This window comes from Chitinophaga polysaccharea (assembly GCF_007829335.1).
GTDB classification, from domain to species: domain Bacteria; phylum Bacteroidota; class Bacteroidia; order Chitinophagales; family Chitinophagaceae; genus Chitinophaga; species Chitinophaga polysaccharea_B.
Map to the genome: position 1 here is coordinate 370,759 of NZ_VIWO01000006.1, position 18,298 is coordinate 389,056.

General features: G+C 48.3%; 15 protein-coding genes and 1 pseudogene. 12 read left to right on the forward strand and 4 right to left on the reverse strand.

The features are described 5' to 3' along the window. Positions 1-4: 4 nt before the first annotated feature. From FHW36_RS20885 to FHW36_RS20925, 10 genes and pseudogenes are all read left to right on the forward strand, one after another. On the forward strand, positions 5-2,296 hold the full coding sequence (locus FHW36_RS20885) for a beta-N-acetylhexosaminidase (protein ID WP_145671525.1): 2,292 nt from the start codon (positions 5-7) through the stop codon (positions 2,294-2,296). Positions 2,297-2,534: 238 nt separating this feature from the next. Next, a pseudogene (nagB, locus tag FHW36_RS20890) lies at positions 2,535-4,466 on the forward strand (glucosamine-6-phosphate deaminase); the annotation flags it as partial. Positions 4,467-4,538: 72 nt separating this feature from the next. After that, positions 4,539-4,970 (forward strand): phosphohydrolase, encoded by a 432-nt coding sequence (locus FHW36_RS20895; protein WP_145671527.1) that lies wholly within the window; start codon positions 4,539-4,541, stop codon positions 4,968-4,970. Between the two features lie 63 nt (positions 4,971-5,033). After that, the gene (locus tag FHW36_RS30585) at positions 5,034-5,609 is read left to right on the forward strand and encodes a hypothetical protein (protein ID WP_186452545.1); all 576 of its coding nucleotides are present in this window, start codon (positions 5,034-5,036) and stop codon (positions 5,607-5,609) included. Between the two features lie 99 nt (positions 5,610-5,708). Beyond that, positions 5,709-6,086 (forward strand): hypothetical protein, encoded by a 378-nt coding sequence (locus tag FHW36_RS30590; RefSeq protein ID WP_186452546.1) that lies wholly within the window; start codon positions 5,709-5,711, stop codon positions 6,084-6,086. Positions 6,087-6,160: 74 nt separating this feature from the next. Then, positions 6,161-7,003 (forward strand): hypothetical protein, encoded by an 843-nt coding sequence (locus FHW36_RS20905; RefSeq protein WP_145671529.1) that lies wholly within the window; start codon positions 6,161-6,163, stop codon positions 7,001-7,003. 94 nt (positions 7,004-7,097) lie between these two features. After that, complete coding sequence (locus FHW36_RS20910) at positions 7,098-8,054, forward strand: YeiH family protein (RefSeq protein ID WP_145671530.1); 957 nt, start codon at positions 7,098-7,100, stop codon at positions 8,052-8,054. Positions 8,055-8,185: 131 nt separating this feature from the next. Continuing rightward, positions 8,186-9,067, forward strand: a complete 882-nt coding sequence (locus FHW36_RS20915) for a class I SAM-dependent methyltransferase (RefSeq protein ID WP_145671531.1) — start codon at positions 8,186-8,188, stop codon at positions 9,065-9,067. Between the two features lie 38 nt (positions 9,068-9,105). Next, the gene (locus tag FHW36_RS20920; protein WP_186452548.1) at positions 9,106-9,801 is read left to right on the forward strand and encodes a type 1 glutamine amidotransferase; all 696 of its coding nucleotides are present in this window, start codon (positions 9,106-9,108) and stop codon (positions 9,799-9,801) included. A 14-nt stretch (positions 9,802-9,815) separates the two neighbouring features. Continuing rightward, positions 9,816-10,784: a YpdA family putative bacillithiol disulfide reductase gene (locus FHW36_RS20925; RefSeq protein WP_145671533.1), complete on the forward strand. Its 969-nt coding sequence runs from the start codon at positions 9,816-9,818 to the stop codon at positions 10,782-10,784. Between the two features lie 12 nt (positions 10,785-10,796). On the opposite strand, the gene murB is transcribed toward FHW36_RS20925, so the two are convergent. After that, positions 10,797-11,813 (reverse strand): UDP-N-acetylmuramate dehydrogenase, encoded by a 1,017-nt coding sequence (gene murB, locus FHW36_RS20930; protein WP_145671534.1) that lies wholly within the window; start codon positions 11,811-11,813, stop codon positions 10,797-10,799. 74 nt (positions 11,814-11,887) lie between these two features. Between murB and FHW36_RS20935 the strand changes: the two genes are divergently transcribed. Both FHW36_RS20935 and FHW36_RS20940 read left to right on the forward strand, forming a co-directional pair. After that, positions 11,888-12,550 carry an oxidoreductase gene (locus FHW36_RS20935; RefSeq protein WP_145671535.1) on the forward strand — a complete coding sequence of 221 codons (663 nt, stop codon included), beginning with the start codon at positions 11,888-11,890 and terminating at the stop codon, positions 12,548-12,550. Between the two features lie 32 nt (positions 12,551-12,582). Then, the gene (locus FHW36_RS20940; protein WP_145671536.1) at positions 12,583-14,556 is read left to right on the forward strand and encodes a DUF3857 domain-containing protein; all 1,974 of its coding nucleotides are present in this window, start codon (positions 12,583-12,585) and stop codon (positions 14,554-14,556) included. A 4-nt stretch (positions 14,557-14,560) separates the two neighbouring features. On the opposite strand, the gene priA is transcribed toward FHW36_RS20940, so the two are convergent. From priA to FHW36_RS20955, 3 genes are read right to left on the reverse strand one after another with little or no spacing between them, the layout of a single operon-like run. Then, positions 14,561-17,002, reverse strand: a complete 2,442-nt coding sequence (priA, locus tag FHW36_RS20945; protein WP_145671537.1) for a replication restart helicase PriA — start codon at positions 17,000-17,002, stop codon at positions 14,561-14,563. Then, a complete protein-coding gene (locus tag FHW36_RS20950; RefSeq protein ID WP_145671538.1) occupies positions 16,999-17,763 on the reverse strand; it encodes a lysophospholipid acyltransferase family protein in 765 nt (254 codons plus the stop codon). The genes priA and FHW36_RS20950 overlap by 4 nt, the downstream gene beginning before the upstream one ends. 54 nt (positions 17,764-17,817) lie before the next feature. Beyond that, positions 17,818-18,261, reverse strand: a complete 444-nt coding sequence (locus FHW36_RS20955; RefSeq protein ID WP_145671539.1) for a DUF4258 domain-containing protein — start codon at positions 18,259-18,261, stop codon at positions 17,818-17,820. Positions 18,262-18,298 lie beyond the last annotated feature (37 nt).

Sequence of the window (18,298 nt, forward strand, 5' to 3'; positions counted from 1 at the left end):
GACAATGAAAAACGTATTACACTTATGCCTGGTCGCCGCCTTCGCGGGATTGTGGGGCTGTTCGGGCACGCAAAGTGTCACCGCTCCCAAAGGCAAGGTGAGCATCATTCCTATGCCGGCAAGCATCAGCGAAAAAGCCGACTCTTTCCTGCTCGATAAGCAAACGATCATCGTAGCCAACAACGAAGGCGACAAAAAAACTGCCGCTTTGTTCAACGCATGGCTCAAAGAACTCACCGGTTATGAACTGGCTGTTAAAGACCAGGGCGATAAAAACGCGATTATTCTCCATACCGCCAATGACACTACTAACGCAGAAGGATATACGCTGAACACGGACCACAACAGCGTTACCATTAATGGAAACAGTGGCGCCGGTACTTTCTATGGCGTACAGACCTTAATCCAGTTATTACCGGTAGAAAAAGCACATGCCCTGTATATTCCGGGCGTAAGCATTACAGATGCTCCCCGCTTTGCCTATCGTGGTATGCACCTCGATGTGGGCCGCCATTTCTTCTCTGTTGATTTCATCAAGAAGTATATCGACCTGCTGGCCATGCACAAGATGAATACCTTCCACTGGCACCTGACAGAAGACCAGGGCTGGCGCATTGAAATCAAAAAATATCCCCGCCTCCAGGAAATTGCTTCCAAAAGGAAGGAAACCATGGCTGGTCGTTACGCTGACAATAAATATGATGGCAAACCTTATGGTGGTTATTATACCCAGGAGCAGGTAAAAGAAGTAGTGAAATATGCGGCTGATCATTTTGTAACCGTTATCCCGGAGATAGAAATGCCAGGCCACTCACTCGCAGCGCTCACCGCCTACCCCAACCTTGGGTGTACCGGTGGTCCCTACGAAGTAGGTACCCACTGGGGCGTATACGACGACGTATATTGCGCCGGCAACGACAGTGTATTCCTGTTCTTACAGGATGTGCTGGATGAAGTATTGGAGCTGTTTCCCAGCAAATATATTCATATCGGTGGCGACGAATGCCCGAAAGTACGTTGGGAGAAATGTCCTAAATGCCAGGCCCGTATGAAGCAGGAAGGCCTGAAGGATGAACACGCCCTGCAGAGCTATTTCATTCACCGCATGGAAAAATATCTCAACAGCAAAGGCCGGCAGATCATTGGCTGGGACGAAATCCTGGAAGGCGGCCTGGCACCCAATGCCACGGTAATGAGCTGGAGAGGCATTGAAGGAGGTATTGCGGCCGCTCAGCAAAAACATGGCGTGATCATGACGCCCGGCGAATATTGCTACTTCGACCACTACCAATCTAAAAGTCCCAACGAACCGCTGGCTATTGGCGGCTTCCTGCCGGTAAGCCAGGTATATTCCTATGAGCCGGTTCCAACGGAACTGAGCCCCGAAGAAGGAAAGTATATCAAAGGTGCACAGGCTAACCTGTGGACAGAATACATTGGCAACACCGATTACCTGGAGTACATGGCTTATCCACGCGCCTGTGCGCTGGCAGAAGTATTATGGTCGCCTAAAGACAAGCGTAACTACGACAACTTTGTAGACCGTTTGAAAGTACATGTAAAACGGCTCGACTTGAAAAAGGTAAATTATGCCAAACATGTATTTGAAGTAACCGGTAAAGCGGTTGATAATGGTAAAGGTGGCGTAGAAGTAGTGCTGGCCGCTAAATTAGACGGTGGTAAAATATTTTTCACAACCGATAGTACCGCTCCTACCCCTCAGGCGACTCCTTATACGCAACCTGTACAGATCACCAAATCAGGTACCGTACGGGCACAGGTATTCCAGGATGGTAAACCTTTTGGCGGTGAGTATAACCAAACATTCCTCTTCCATAAAGGTATCGCCAAAAAGGTAACACTGGCTACAGCTCCCGACAAGAGCCATAGCCCTGCCAGCAACTTTATACTGGTAAACGGTATTGAAGGGAATGCGGCCTATAACGATGGCGAGTGGTTCGGATTTAAAGGTGGTGACATGCAGGCAATAGTAGAACTGGACAGCTTACAGGATATTCACCTGGTAGGTATTAACACCATCAACGCAAAAGGCGATTGGATTTATCCTCCCAAACAGGTGATCTTCTCTGTTTCGGACGATGGCAAAACCTTTAAGGAAGTGTATAAACAAAACACTTTCACGCAACAGGGTATTAACAAAGTAAGGGGACAACTGCAGCAGGTGCGCGGCCGTTTTGTGAAAGTACAAATGCAGAATTTTGGTAAGATTCCTGCCGGCGCAGCAGGAGCTGGAAATGGCGCCTGGCTGTTTGCAGATGAATTTATCATCAACTAGAAAAATAGAAAACCGTTAGTGCAATAACACTAACGGTTTTCATCTTATGACTCCTACACCAAAATATGTGATACGGCTTTCAGCCGCTGTATGCTAAACATATTAACGAGATAAAATATTAAACGGTTTCATACAAGCTAAAGAAATAAAAATTAAATATTGCTAAATAATAATGTGCATTAGCAGTAAATTCTTTAATTTTCCGGCTCGTTTTTAAACCGCATCTAATCAAAAACGTTTACAAATGACGATTAATCATCAGGAAATCGAACTGATCGACAGCTTTGAACAAATTGCTGTGGAAATACATCCTTCTGCCAAAGAGGGTTCCAAAGCAGTGGCGCAGGAAATTGCCGCGTTAATCCGCGAAAAGCAGGCTGCCGGTCAAAAATGTATTTTAGGACTTGCCACCGGCTCTACGCCTAAATACATGTACGCAGAGCTCGTACGTATGCACAAGGAAGAAGGATTGAGCTTCAAAAATGTGATTACTTTTAACCTGGATGAATATTATCCCATAGAGCCGGATGCTTTACAGAGCTACAACCGCTTTATGAAAGAACACCTCTTCAATCATGTAGATATCCCGGATGGCCAGTACTTCATTCCGGATGGTACGATCCCGAAAGATCAGATCAAAAAATACTGCGAAGAATACGACAAACGCATTGAATCTTTAGGTGGTATCGACATCCAGGTGCTGGGTATCGGTAACAACGGTCATATAGGTTTCAACGAACCAGGCGCCAATATGAATTCCCACACCCGCCTGGTAACGCTCGACAACAGCACCCGCTTGGCCAACGCTTACGAGTTCCCCAACATGAGCCAGGTGCCTCGTTTGGCCATTACAATGGGTCTCAGCAGCATCTTCAAAGCCAAACGCATCTTGCTGATGGCCTGGGGTTCGCACAAAGCCAAAATTGTACGCCGCTCTGTAGAAGGTCACAGTACCGACCAGGTGCCTGCATCCCTGCTTCAGCAGCATCCTAACTGCAAATTCACCATCGATGAGCAGGCAGCTGCAGACCTCACCCGCTTCAATGAACCCTGGCTCACCGGCGATTGCGAATGGACCCCTGGTCTGATCCGCAAAGCAGTAACCAGCCTGGCATTAAAGCTGAATAAACCTATCCTGATGCTCACCGATAAGGACTATAACGAAAATGGTTTGAACGACCTGATCGTACAATATGGTTCTGCCTATGAGCTCAATATCAAAGAATTCAACGCTATCCGCGATACCATTACCGGCTGGCCCGGCGGCAAACCTGGCCCACAGTTGCCTCACCACCCGGAACGTTCAGAGCCGGCTAAAAAACGTGCCCTGATCTTCTCTCCACACCCGGATGACGATATCATTTCTATGGGTGGTACTTTTATCCGTCTGCATGAGCAAGGTCATGATGTACACGTAGCTTACCAGACTTCCGGTAATATCGCCGTAACCGATGAGTTCCTGCTACGCTTTATCGACTTTGCCGTAGGTTTCGAAGGCATGTTCGACATCGATAAGAGCAAGAGCTCCATGATCCTGGATGAGGCCAAAGCGTTTATCCGCACCAAGAAACCAAGCCAGAAAGATACCCCGGAAATCCGCGCTATCAAAGGGTTGATTCGTCGTTGCGAGGCTAAAGCTACCTGCCGTTACGTAGGTATCCCGGAAGAAAATGCACATTTCCAGAACCTGCCTTTCTATGAAACCGGCCTGGTGGAAAAGAAACCAATGGGACCAGAAGATGTGGCATTGACCGTGGAACTGCTCCGCAAACTGAAACCACAACAGATCTATTGCGCGGGCGACCTCGCCGATCCGCATGGCACCCACAAAGTATGCCTGGACGTTATCTTCGCCGCACTGGAAATCGTGAAAACAGAAGACTGGGCGAAAGACTGCTGGGTATGGCTGTATAAAGGCGCATGGCAGGAATGGGATATCCATGAAATTGAAATGGCTGTTCCAATGAGCCCTGACCAGGTACTCCAGAAACGCCTCGGTATCTTCATTCACCAGAGTCAGAAAGACGTAGTGCCTTTCCAGGGTACCGACCTTCGCGAGTTCTGGCAGCGTGCAGAAGACCGTAACGCCAACACCGCTTCCCTCTATGACCGCTTAGGGTTGCAGCAATATGCCGCTATGGAAGCCTTTGTACGTTACCATTTCATGTAAATAAATTTTAATTCAGGGATTTTTCCCTGTCCGCTTGAAATCCGGGCAGGGGAAAATCCCTAAATTTATACCATGAATCTGAGCAGAGCGATCGCAATCGCCACCGAAGCACATAAAGACCAGTTGGACAAATACGGGCAGCCCTACCTGGGACACGTATTCCGGGTAATGCAAATGGGTCGTACCGAAGATGAAAAAATAGTTGGCGTCCTGCACGACCTCGTAGAAGATACCGATTGGACCTTCGAAGCATTGGAAAAAGAAGGCCTGGCGCCACATTTACTGGCTGCCCTGTATTGTGTTACCAAATCCGATGAAGACGAAGATTACGACCATTTTGTAGACCGCACCCTGCAGAATCGCCTTGCCTGCGTAGTTAAACTGAACGATCTCACCGATAATATGGATATCCGTCGCATGCCAGACGTAAAAGAAACGGATGTTGCCCGGCTAAACAAATACCTGTACGCATACCGGAGAATTGCCGCCGCTATTATCCAGTAGAACTTTTTTATAATACCTTCCGATTAAACTATTAAATTACAGTAGAAAACAGAATAACCATCAATGGAAAACGACATCCTCATTGACTTCAGGTTTGCCAAAGAGAAGCCCAGGTTCGGTGAATTATTCTTAATTACAGGAGAAGAGCATCCTAAGTTTCCGCCAAGGAATAAAAACTTCGCTACCCTGGCCCCGCTTGGTTTTGAGCAACTCGATGACTTTTTCGGTATCCTCAACAGTGAAGACACCGGAGATGATGTACTGGTATGGCTCTTCCCCATGCTCAATGGAGAAGAGGTGTTTCACAACAGTGGCCCGTTCGATGCCATCAGGCTATCCTACAGCGCCCTCCGGAATGCACCTTCCAACATTACCCTGCTCCAGGAGTGTTTCAATGCCATTAAAGGCATGCCAGATGTGGAAGTACAGTTCGAAGATAATACCATTCGCGACTTTACGCCCATACAACAGAAAGCCGATGAAATTGTAGCCTACTGGCGCGAAAATGATATAGAACCCGGCTCCGAACAAAGTCTCCTGGTAGAAGAAGAGGAAGACGATGACTGGGAAGATGATGACTGGGATGAAAACGACGACTGGGAAGAAGAGGAAGATGCCGGAAACAAAAAAGAAAAATAATAACAAGATATAAGCAGGCCCTCAACGCCTGCTTTTTTATTCATATATTTCGTAATTTGAGTCCACACTGTACCTGACCTATAACGCCAACAACCATTCATGAAAAAACAAGCCAACAAAAGAGGTCTCGCAGCTTTATTGCTCGTAGCCACGTTAATACTTGTATTGCTTATTTCCGGCATTCCCTCTGTCAGCAGGGCCAATAAAAAGAATTGCCTTCCGACCAGCGGCGTGGTGCAAGAAATTAAAAATGGCTCCCCCGGCATTGTTATTCACTTGAAGAATGATCCCAAAATTTATTACATCTCCAAAAAAGCTACCGGCCACCTGAGTTCCGACCAACTTGATCAACGGTTACGTGGCAAAAATATCCAGCTGTTTACGGCAAAAGACTGGTCTCCCCTCGACCCTTTCTCCAGCATGAAACAAATTCATCGCCTTCAAACAGCCGACACAGTTATCTTTTCTGAATTCTAGGCCTAATCTTTGTGCGGATGCAGCCCAGATGGAGGTCAGAGTCCCTCCCATCTCATAAAACAGTAACTGGACATATGCATCTCAACAAAATTTCATCCTGCCTTGGATTGGCAGTATTGCTGGCTTCCTGCAACCTGACAGATAAGCACAGTAAATACGATAATGAAGAAAATGCGCACATCAGCACTAAAATACCTGCTCCTGCTAGAAAGAATACAGCCAAAACAACTGCCAGCGCCCCCATACTGGGCGAAAGAATCAGCGGCAATGCGGTAATACGCAATAGCCCCGGGGGAGATCCTATCGTTTCACTGGAAGATTATATTCCGCTGCGATGCGCCCCACTGAAAAAAGACTGGTACCCCGTAAGCGTAGATTTTGATATCACCCCACAGGAATACAGCAAGCCCTTGTTCCGTAAAGGCCGCAAAATAAAGGTCAATGGCGTAGCCGCAGGCGTATTAGAACGCGATATCAAATTACCCGTGGCTACCAATGGCGAAAAAATGTGGGCTACCGTTAACGGCTACACGGAAAAGAAAAATATCCGGGGCGGCAGCATTATCGAAACGGCGCTCGCCGGTTATATGAAACAGCATAACGGTCGCAGTATCACCGATATGCAATCCTTCATCCACAACTTTAACCTCGAAGAAGAAAAGACCCTTAAACCATATATACTTTACTTCAATTACGAAAGTGGCATCGACGACCCCAGCCCGCTATACCGGCTGGCGCTTGTATTCCAGGGGCAGCAACTCATTGGCGTGCTGCACTCCCGTCCACTGCAGGTAGACGGCAGCAGTGCCCGCCGCTTACAACGGGGTTTTACCGTCAACTATCTAAGCGGCATAGACAATAGCCTGAAAGAAGATTTTGCGCAGAAATTCAATAAGTTCATTCTCGCTGTTGATTAAGGTCATAACTAACGGTTATCACCCATTACAGATCATCATTTGACTCCGACCGCCACTATACGGAACTTTGTGCCTCATTACAATCGTTTCGTGTATGCAACATCATCAAATAAGTGAGCACTGGCTAACGGCTTTTACACCCAAAATAATCTTTGTTACGGCAGCCGCCATCACGCTGCTGCCGGTGGTTCCGCCACCCGTAGCATTACTGATGGGCTTTGCCCTCGCGCAAACTACCGGTAATCCATTCGCGGCAGTCACCCCCCGGATTACCCACTGGCTGTTACAGTTGTCTATTATCGGGATGGGGTTTGGCATGAATGTACACAGCGCGCTGAAAGCCGGCCAGGAAGGTTTTCTCTTTACCGTGGCAGCCATTGCAGCTACCTTACTGACTGGCGCCCTGTTAGGTAAATTACTGGGCGTAGATAAACACACCGCCCACCTGGTTTCCTGCGGTACCGCTATCTGTGGCGGCAGCGCCATCGCCGCTATTGCGCCCGTGATGAAGGCAGGCGAAAAACAAATTTCCGTAGCCCTGGGTATTATATTCCTGCTCAATGCCCTCGCCCTTTTCATATTTCCGGCAATAGGTCATGCGCTGCACCTTACCCAGCAACAGTTTGGACTATGGAGCGCCATCGCCATCCATGATACCAGCTCCGTAATAGGGGCAGCCAACAAATATGGAGAAGAAGCCCTGCAAATAGCGACTACCGTAAAGTTATCCCGCGCCCTCTGGATCATCCCGGTGGCCTTCATTACCACGCTGCTGTTTAAAACAGATACCGGCAAAATAAAAATCCCCTGGTTCATCGGCATCTTCATTATCGCGATGCTGCTCAACACCTGGGTTCCCCTGGTGCAATCCCTGGCGCCCCTGATGGTCAAAGGAGCTAAGACAGGGCTCTCCCTGACGCTGTTCCTCATTGGCACCAACCTTACCCGGGAAGCACTCCGCGGAATAGGCCGTAAGCCTTTACTGCATGGTGTATTGCTGTGGGTACTGATCAGCATCGGCACCCTGATCGCCATCCGCTGCCTGGTATAGCATACCGAGGAAAATCCCCTGATAACCCTATTCTCATTTTACATATATTTGTTTATCCGACAGCTCGAAAGCCAAATCAAAACAACCAGCAGAATGTAATTCTCAGTAACCTTAATGACTACACGTTATCCATGAGCCGGTCACCCGCCAACAAATCTGGCATTTATATGGCCACCTTCAGAGCCATTGAAAGCTCCGGGCCAGAAAAAGAAAGACTTTTTCACGATCCGTTCGCCACTGCCTTTCTTTCCAAATCCTGGCAAATCATCATTGCCTGTTGCAGCATTCAGTTGATCCGGAAGATAGTAGCCGCCAGCATACAAATACGCTGGCCAGGTACCTTTACTGCAGCTGCCGCCCGGACGAAACTGATTGACGACATGATCTGTCACGCGATCAAAAACGAAGGTATTAACCAGGTCATTATCCTCAATGCTACTTACGACACCAGGCCTCACCGGTTAAGTCCCGGCCTGCCCGTACATTACGTGGAACTGGACCATCCGGATATACAACGCCGCAAACGCAGCATTATCAATTCACTGGGAGGATTACCGGCCGTACATGTCGACTATATTCCGCTGGACATGAATACCGAAAGCATCTCAGATGTTATTCCCCAGCTCTTTCACCGCGAGCATTATAAAAGCCTGTTTCTCTGGGAAGGCGTTACCTCCAGCCAGGAAGCCCGGCAGGCGGAAATGATCTTTCATTATATCAAACAATTACGTTCCGGCACACAGATCATCTTTACCTATGCAGACCGTGCTGTGCTGGAAAATCCAAAGGCATTTTATGGTTTCCATCGGATAGACCGCCTGCTGAAGCGGGCCGGCGAAAACTGGGATTTCGGCATGTGTCCCAACGAGCTGCGCACCTACCTGGATAGTTACAACATGGAACTCCGCTATGAAGGAGGCGCCACAGATTATAGGGCACAGTACTTCGGCGAAAAGAGTAAGAATATGAAAGGATATGAATATTTCCGGCTGGCGAGAGCAGAAGTAAAATAGCGGGTGTATCTTCGTATACCAATTTTACCATGCCGCATATGCATATTCATTACTTTCAACATGCGCCGTTTGAAGGCCCTGGCTGCATTACCAATTGGGCAGCCAGCCACCAGCATCAGCTCACCCATACCCGCTGGTATGAAAGCACAGATGCAACTGCCCTGGCAGCCGCCGACTGGCTGATTGTACTGGGAGGCCCTATGGCAGTGTATGAACAGGACCAGCTCCCCTGGATGACCACAGAAATAGCGCTGATCCGGGATGCCATACAACAAAATAAAAAGGTACTGGGCATTTGCCTGGGCGCACAGCTCATCGCCGCCGCCATGGGCGCCAATGTATATCCGCATACACTAAAGGAAATTGGCTGGTTCCCGCTGGATCTCAGTTTCCAGGCGCAGGCCGCACCACTGGAAAACATACTTCCACATCATTTCAATACCTTCCATTTCCATGGCGATACCTTCGATGTGCCTGCCGGAGCCACCCGTTTTGCCGCATCGGCCGCCTGCAGCCACCAGGCCTTTATTTACGGCGACCGGGTCATAGGTCTGCAGTTTCACATGGAATTTACCCCCGAAATCATCGATAGCCTGTTGCTCCATTGTGCCAACGATATTAGCGCCGGTGGCGCCTTTGTTCAAAGTGAAGAAAAAATACGCCAGCACATGAACCTGCTGGAAGCCAATAACGAAACCATGTATCGCCTGCTGGATTATATAGCGGCGTTATAACAAAATAGGATTGTATGAATGCTGCGTTTGATGTTTTGATTGTAGGCGGAGGCCCTATTGGCCTGGCTTGCGCACTGGAAGCCAAGAAAGCAGGTCTTTCTTATGTGATTATAGAAAAGGGCTGTGTGGTCAATTCTCTCTATAACTATCCGCTGTACATGACCTTCTTTTCTACTTCCGAAAGACTGGAAATCGGGAATGTGCCTTTTGTGTCTATCAACCCCAAGCCTACCCGGCCGGAAGCGCTGGAATACTATCGCCGGGTAGCCACTTCTCATGAACTGAATATAAAACTGTTTGAAGAAGTACAACAGATCGTGCCTAACGCCAACGAATATACGGTAACTACCAGTCACCGTACCTGGCATGCCCGGCACATCGTTATTGCCACCGGTTTTTACGATATTCCCAACCTGCTTAATGTACCGGGTGAACAGTTGCCAAAAGTAACGCACTACTATAAGGATCCGCACTTTTACGCCACCCAGGATGTATTGGTGATCGGCGCACACAACTCCGCCGTAGATGCCGCCCTGGAAACATATCGCAAAGGCGCACGCGTAACCATGGTCATCCGCGAAGATGCCATTGGATCGAGAGTGAAATACTGGGTAAAACCGGATATAGAAAACCGTATCAAAGAAGGATCTATCAAAGCCTGCTTCAAATCGTCGGTACTGGCTATCCGGGAAAAAGAAGTAGATATTGCCACGCCGGATGGTAATATCACCATCGCCAACGACTTCGTTATTGCCATGACCGGCTACCAGCCAAATTTTGCTTTCCTGGAAAATGCAGGAATCACTTTATCCGATGATGCGATAAAAATGCCGGTATATAACCCGCTTACCATGGAAACCAATATGCCCCGCATGTACCTTGCGGGAGTGGTATGTGGCGGGATGAACACGCATGTGTGGTTCATAGAAAACTCCAGGGAACATGCAGGAAAAATCATTGCACATATAAAAGGAAATGCGTAAACGCGTTTCCTTTTATAAGATATTCACTTCCCTTTCCAGCTCCACACCGAACTTCGCCTGTACACTATCTACCACTTCCTGCGACAACTGGTAAATTTCTTTCCCCGTAGCTCCTCCATAATTTACCAGCACCAGCGCTTGTTTGGCATGTACGCCAGCGTCGCCTTTGCGGTAACCTTTCCAACCACATTGTTCTATCAGCCAGCCTGCAGCCAGCTTGAAAGCGTTGTTGGCTACAGGGTAGGCCACCAGTTGCGGGAAAGCAGCATGTAAAGCCTCATATTGTTCCTGAGGGATGGTGGGGTTCTTAAAGAAGCTGCCTGCATTGCCTATTTCTGCCGGGTTGGGCAATTTAGAAGAACGGATATTGATCACCGCCTGGCTGATAGCCTGTATAGACAGCGTTTGCACATTCATGCGTTGCAGTTCTTCGTTGATAGCGCCGTAGCTGGTGTTGAAATGCGGCTTTTTACTGAGCCGGTAGGTAACAGACAGGATAGCGAACTGGTTACGGTATTGTCTTTTAAAAACACTTTCCCGGTAGCCAAACTGACAATCAGCATTGTTGAAGGTAACAACGCGGTGCTCATCGAGGTGCAGGGCTTCCAGCTCATGAAAAACGTCTTTTATTTCCACCCCGTAAGCGCCGATATTTTGCATAGGGCTGGCGCCTACATTACCGGGGATCAGCGACAGATTTTCCAGGCCTCCCAACTGCAGGGCGATACAATGCAGTACAAAGCCATGCCAGTTTTCACCGGCGCCCGCTTTCACATATACGTAGTCGTTATCTTCCTTTACTACTGTGATGCCTTTTAGCTCATTCTTCAGCATCCAGCCATTAAAATCGCCGGTAAACAGGATATTACTGCCGCCTCCCAGTATCATCCGGGGCAAATTGCTCCGCTGCTGTTGCTCCGTTAAAGCCATCAGGTCTTCCACAGACGCAAAAGTTGCAAAATACCGCGCATGGGCGCCGATACCGAATGTATTATAGGATTTGAGCAGAACATTTTCTGATACCTGCATAATAACTTAAATTTATGGTCAGCAAAGATAGCCGCAAATCATTTAGAAATTTCCAAATCCATTAATCCATTTTCATGAACAAGACTGCGATTGTCATAGGAGCTACCGGACTTACAGGCACCCACCTGGTAGCAGCCCTGTTGCAAGACCCTGCCTTTGACAAAGTAAAAGTGTTGATCCGCAGGCCCTGGGCGCATTCCAGGCCTAAGCTGGAAAGCGTGATCGTGGATTTTGAAGATGACGACAATCTCGCTGCCGCTTTACAGGGTGATGCGTTGTTTTGTTGTATCGGCACCACCATCAAAAAAGCGGGATCGCAAGAACGATTCAGGGCAGTAGATTACGGTATCCCCGTAAAATGCGCCAGGATAGCGCATGAGCAGGGCGTATCACAAATATTGGTGATGTCGTCTGTCGGCGCCAATGCCCATTCCCGCAATTTTTATCTCCGTACCAAAGGAGAAATGGAAGATGCCATACAACAAGCCGGCTTCCACAGTATTGCCATTTTTCGCCCCTCCATGCTGATAGGTTCCCGAAAAGAATTCCGCCTGGGCGAATGGCTGGGAAAATATCTTATCCAGCTATTTTATTTCCTGTTACAGGGGAGATGGAAAAAATACCGGCCCATTAAAGCCGCCACGGTGGCCAATGCCATGATAGCTGCTGCTAAAGAAACAGAAGCCGGCATCAGCGTCTATGAATCCGATGCTATCCAGCAGATGGGCGCTTCATGAAATCCGGGATTTGAGTCTTATCTTTATCCCGTATGAAAAAATGGTTCCTTTTACTGGCTGTGGCAGGCATGGCAATACTGCCAACATATATACAGGCACAGGTAAACAGCTACTTCCCTGAAATATGGAAAGAAAAACCTCAGCTGCATACAGTGCCCGCTACCAATGAACCTTATGCTGTAATTGACTATCGTATCATCAGGGATTTCAATGTCAGCGCGGGCGACAGATCCGCTGGATGTACACAGTACAAAACCATCTATAAAATTGTAAAAATCAATACCCGCGCAGGTGCCGACAGTCTCACCCAACTCATCATGGATTTTGAGGCCAATGAAACCTTGAGAGGCCTGCACCTGCGCGCCCTGCATCCCAATGGAGAAGTAGCTGATCTTGCCGACCAGGTACGTATGATACACCTCAGCGATGACCGCAGTGCCGTGGTAGTAACACAACTGGCACTGCAACCCGGCAGTGAAATTGAATATGAACTAAACCTGAAAGTGGACTTTAGCTACGCCGGCTCGGATTTCCTGCAATCCTCCCTCCCCTGCAACCATGTCAGCTTTACACTGGTGGCGCCCAAGGGAATGTCGTTCAAACTTAAAAGCACCTCCGGATTACCCCCTATCAGCGATAGTACCGGTGCCAACAGCAAACATTATTATTGGCTGAACGTACCGCATATGCCGGCGCTCAAAAATAATGACCTCTATTACATGCTGCCCCAGCTGCAGCGCGTAGACTTTGCCCTTCACCAGGCTATCGATGGGAAAGATACCAGCCGCATGACCTGGCAACAGTTTGGAGAAGATAACTATATCCCCTTCGTAGCCGTTTCCAAAGCAGAATATAAACAACTGGAGAAAGAAATACAGAAGTGGCCTTTTACCCAGCAACGGATGCCCGCCACGCAAATGATTTACCTGGTTGAACAATACATAAAATCAAATATACAACTGGTGCCACCGGAAGAAACCGGCGAAACAGTAGACCTGATCAGCATTTTACGAAACCGGCGCGCAGAAAAAGCCGGCTTCACCCGGTTGCTGAATGCGGTGTACTACGTGCTGAATATTCCCACACAAATACTGTTTACATCCTCCAGGGATAGTTTACTGATCGACAGCCAACTGGTGGTCCGGCAACTGCCGTCAAATGTACTACTGTACTTCCCCACGGTACAACAGGCACTGGCCCCCACGGAAATGAATACACGCTTTCCCTGCTATCCGCCCACCTGGGCCAATATTCCCGCAATACGCTGCCGCGATACCCTCGTAGGTCAGGAAAGCAAAGTGTTGACAGATATTATTACTACACCACAGCCACCTTATACCCTTAGCAATATTACCACAGATGCTACCCTTACCTCTTTTGCCGATGCAACATGGGAGGTAAAACAATCTTTCGGCGGCTACCCCGCAGAAAATATTAAAACAGCCTTCACCATTAATGGAGGCTCCACAGAAGGGAAATTCAAAATTTACAATGCCATTTTACCTTTTCAGCCAGGGGTGAGGAAACCAACGGCGGTGACCGCAGAAAACGAAGTATTCAACGGTCGCATGCTGGATAAACCTGTACTGGTAAATAGTACCCTGCGTACGCCATCTCTCATAGAAAATAAAAACAACGAAATACACCTCTTCCTGGGGCCACTCCTGGGAGGTACGGTGCCTGTAGACTTAACCATGCCGGAAGGCAACCTTCCGGTACAGATCACGTTTCCATACTACCAGGAAAAGCGTGTGCATATTACGCTGCCTGCGGGCTATAAAGTAGCCAACAAAGCTGCCTTCCAGGCCGACATCAGCGACACCGGTGCTCAACCTGCACTGGGGCTTAAAATGCGCTGCGAGCAGGATGGAAATCAACTCAACATCTTTGTATTGGAATGGTACCGCCAAACCGATTTTACCGGCAACAACAAACAACTGTTTTCGCAGCTGGTACACAAAGTACACGCACTGCAACAACAATACCTGGTATTGGTAAAGGAGTAATGGTTTAAACGCCGTCTACATCAGGAATGATCACTACCGAGCGGAATTTTTTCTCTGTTCTGAGCTGTATGATAAACTCCTGGAGTACCCGTTTAATGTGTGCAATAAGCCGGGCCTCGCGGGGCAACTTAATCAGCATTTCCTGTAAGTAATTGTTGCGCACCTTCGCTACCAATGGAGCCGCCGGGCCTACCAACTGAGCGCCTATATGGGGTTGCAGCCAACTGGCCAGTATCAGGGCCGCCTGTTCTGCTACCTGCTGATTTTTATGCCGGATAGTTAATTTCAATAAGCGGAAAAATGGGGGATAACCAAATGCCTGGCGCTCGGCAATTTCCGATTCATACATCGCTTTATAATCATGCGTGGTTACATAGTGTAATATAGGGTGCCGCGTATTGCTGGCTTGAATCAACACCTTACCTATGCCATGTTTGCGGCCAGCACGGCCACTTACCTGCTCCATCAACTGGAAGGCGCGCTCATTCACCCTGAAATCGGGGAAGCCCAACAAATTATCGGCGCTCAGGATGCCTACCAGGTTTACATTTTCAAAATCCAGGCCCTTTACTACCATCTGCGTGCCCACCAATATATCGATGCTACGTTCTTCCAACAGTTGAATCAACTTGTTGTGGCTGTCTTTATTCCGTACCGCATCCATGTCCATACGCGCAATACGGGCTTGGGGAAAAATTACCTGCAGGTCATCTTCTATCTTCTCTGTACCGAAGCTCTTAGGTTCCAGCGTTTGAGAACCACAGGCCGTACAGGTGTGTACATAAGGATAACGGGTGCCACAATAATGGCAGTGCAGCTTATCCTGGTTGCGGTGATAGGTGAGCGATACATCGCATTGCTTACAGTGGGGAATCCAGCCACAGGTGGTACAAAGCAGGAAAGGCGCATATCCCCGGCGGTTTTGAAACAGGATCACCTGTTTACCATCTGCAATACTCTGGGTGATGGCATTTTTCAGCGCTTCGGTGAAATGGCCGTCCATCGTTTTCTCTGCCATTTCCTTCTTGATATCCACGATTTCAATGGCCGGCATCTCTACGCCGCCAAAGCGCTCGTTGAGCTCCACCAATCCGAATTTCCCCTGCTGGGCATTAAAATACGATTCCAGCGAAGGGGTAGCTGATCCCAGTAATACTTTGGCTTTAAAGAGACTGGCATAATAAATAGCCGCATCCCTGGCATGATAACGGGGCGCCGGGTCCTGCTGTTTATAGGAAGAATCATGCTCTTCATCGAGAATGATCAGCCCCAGGTCTTTAAAAGGCAATAAAAGGCTGGAACGTGCACCCAATATAATTTGTATCTCTCCTGACTTTACCTTGTTCCATATCTCCACCCGCTCGTTGTTATTAAAACGGGAATGGTAAATACCGATGCTGCTGCCAAAATGTTTCTGCAAACGGCGGATGATCTGTGCCGTAAGGCCTATTTCAGGCAACAGGTACAATACTTGTTTTCCGTTAGCCAGGCATTCTTCCATCATCTTCACATATACCTGTGTTTTTCCGCTGGAAGTAACGCCATGCAGCAGGGTTACCTGTTTATCGGTAAAGTGGTGGCGTACCTCTTCCAGCGCCGTTTCCTGGGCGGGGCTCAGTACAAAATCGATCTGGGTATCTACTTTGCCGGTGGCAATACGATCCACCGTACGTTTTTCTACCCAGAGAATATTTTTATCGATCAGTCCTTTTAGTTGTGCAGCGGTAGCACCGGATTTTTTCAGCAGTGCGGTTTGCTTTACGCTACCTTCTGTTTTCAGCAAATGCAGGTAGGCGAGTAACAGCTCCATTTGTTTGGGAGCACGGCCCATTTCATCGAAGAGTGCCGCCAGCCGGGATTCTTCCTGGTATTCGGCATGCAGTTGTACGTAGTTTTCTTTCTTCTCTTTATATACTTCCTTCAGCTCTTCATAAATCAGCAATACTTTTTTCTCCAGTAGTTTTTTAATCACTGAATACACTTCCGATTTATCAAGGATCAGTTGTACTTCTTCTATGCGCAGTTCTTTTCGGATCAACAGGGCTTCTGCGATGAGGTACTCATCGTCGTCGAGAGCGGTGAAATCATCGCCATATTCTTCGTTGAAGAGGAGCAGTGTTTCGCTCGACAGCTTGAGATGGGCGGGCAGGGCGGCATTGAGCACTTCCCCTTCTGTGCACATGTAATATGTGGCAATCCAGGTCCAGAAGTCTAACTGTACAGGATATACGACAGGAGCGGCATCCAGCATATCCAGCAGTGGCTTGGTTTTATATGGAGGCGCCTGTTCATGTATTGCTTTCACAATACCTGCATATTTTTTCTGTTTCCCTAACTGTACTGCTACCCGGCTTCCTGGTTGCAGGGATGCTTCCATATTTTCCGGGACCGCATAAGTATAGTTTCTGGGCAACGCCAATGGCAATATTACATCTGCGTACTTCATCCTATGGGCTGCAGGGTTGGATATTGACGGTGTTTACGTAACTCGGCATCCATGATATCGTATACCTTTTGTTTCAGGGTATTGATATCATCCATGGTGAGACCGGCTACAGGCACGGGCGGTAAAAATACCACGCGGCATTTGCCCGGGTTGATGCGCATAAAATTATGCGGCAGGCGGTCGCCCGCATCCAGGTATAATACAGGCTTAATAGGCATTTGCAGTTCTATCGCCATACGGAATGCGCCGTTGTGAAATGGGCGTAATGGCTGTTCGCTTTCATTGGTGGTACCTTCCGGGAATACCAGGATAGAGATACCTGCCCGGAGTGCGGTCATCATTTCGCGTACGCTTCTGGCCCTGGCGGCAGCGTTGGAACGGTCGACCGCTACTACAGAATTTCTATAGATAAATCCGAAGAAAGGCACTTTCGATAGCTCTACCTTACCCAGGGGGCGAAAAGGCAGGCGCATTACTTTTACGGCGATGGCGGCATCAAGGTAAGAACGGTGGTTGACCACATAAATACAGGGATCGTTATCGCGTTCGCATTCATACTTACGGGTTACCCACATTCCCACCAGCGGGAACCAGGCATGCGCCCAGAAGCGCAGGAAATAAAATATAATATTTCCCCCTTTCTGCCGTCCCAGCAACGATGCCAGGAATATAGGGGGCAATATCAAAAACATGATGCCCAGGAAAACGGCAGCGGCGTATATCACATAAATAACACGCAACGGCTTCAAAACAAAATTCATAGACGCCTCTGTAAAGTTTTTTAAATATGCTGGAAAACTACGACAAAATCCGCGTTAATCGCAATGGCAGGTCCAGTCTTTATCCAGGTCGATGCAGGTGATCACTTTTGCATTTTCTTCGTCGCAGGGAGCAAAGACGATCCGCAGGTGCTGCCCTTCGCTGGAATAGCCTTCCAGCGCATAGGTAGGGCAAGGCTTGTCGGCTGGGTTCGATTTCTCCGGGTTAATTTTTCCTTCGGCCAGGATTTCTTCCACCTCAGCCTTCGTTACATGACGGCAACCCATACGACAAATGGCGTGAGTGGTATACTCCAGGTGAGCATGCCGGTTAAGCACTTCGTTGGTAATAGGCGGGTTAGCAGTGGCGTTACGTACCACTACAGGCCTGGCTCCGGGGCCGGGCGGCGTAGACGTACTCTTCCACCAGCGTTGCTGCCAGCCTGCCAGCAATAAAACGGATAAGAGTATAACCGGAAGATATTTTTGTATGGATTTCATATAACAACAGAACGCCGCGCAAATTACTCAAAATTCC

Excerpts from the sequence above, each read along its gene's own strand:
- FHW36_RS20885 (WP_145671525.1), top strand. The coding sequence starts at position 5 with ATGAAAAACGTATTACACTTATGCCTGGTCGCCGCCTTCGCGGGATTG.
- FHW36_RS20895 (WP_145671527.1), top strand. The coding sequence starts at position 4,539 with ATGAATCTGAGCAGAGCGATCGCAATCGCCACCGAAGCACATAAAGAC.
- FHW36_RS30585 (WP_186452545.1), top strand. The coding sequence starts at position 5,034 with ATGGAAAACGACATCCTCATTGACTTCAGGTTTGCCAAAGAGAAGCCC.
- FHW36_RS30590 (WP_186452546.1), top strand. The coding sequence starts at position 5,709 with ATGAAAAAACAAGCCAACAAAAGAGGTCTCGCAGCTTTATTGCTCGTA.
- FHW36_RS20905 (WP_145671529.1), top strand. The coding sequence starts at position 6,161 with ATGCATCTCAACAAAATTTCATCCTGCCTTGGATTGGCAGTATTGCTG.
- FHW36_RS20910 (WP_145671530.1), top strand. The coding sequence starts at position 7,098 with ATGCAACATCATCAAATAAGTGAGCACTGGCTAACGGCTTTTACACCC.
- FHW36_RS20915 (WP_145671531.1), top strand. The coding sequence starts at position 8,186 with ATGAGCCGGTCACCCGCCAACAAATCTGGCATTTATATGGCCACCTTC.
- FHW36_RS20920 (WP_186452548.1), top strand. The coding sequence starts at position 9,106 with ATGCATATTCATTACTTTCAACATGCGCCGTTTGAAGGCCCTGGCTGC.
- FHW36_RS20925 (WP_145671533.1), top strand. The coding sequence starts at position 9,816 with ATGAATGCTGCGTTTGATGTTTTGATTGTAGGCGGAGGCCCTATTGGC.
- murB (WP_145671534.1), bottom strand. The coding sequence starts at position 11,813 with ATGCAGGTATCAGAAAATGTTCTGCTCAAATCCTATAATACATTCGGT.
- FHW36_RS20935 (WP_145671535.1), top strand. The coding sequence starts at position 11,888 with ATGAACAAGACTGCGATTGTCATAGGAGCTACCGGACTTACAGGCACC.
- FHW36_RS20940 (WP_145671536.1), top strand. The coding sequence starts at position 12,583 with ATGAAAAAATGGTTCCTTTTACTGGCTGTGGCAGGCATGGCAATACTG.
- priA (WP_145671537.1), bottom strand. The coding sequence starts at position 17,002 with ATGAAGTACGCAGATGTAATATTGCCATTGGCGTTGCCCAGAAACTAT.
- FHW36_RS20950 (WP_145671538.1), bottom strand. The coding sequence starts at position 17,763 with ATGAATTTTGTTTTGAAGCCGTTGCGTGTTATTTATGTGATATACGCC.
- FHW36_RS20955 (WP_145671539.1), bottom strand. The coding sequence starts at position 18,261 with ATGAAATCCATACAAAAATATCTTCCGGTTATACTCTTATCCGTTTTA.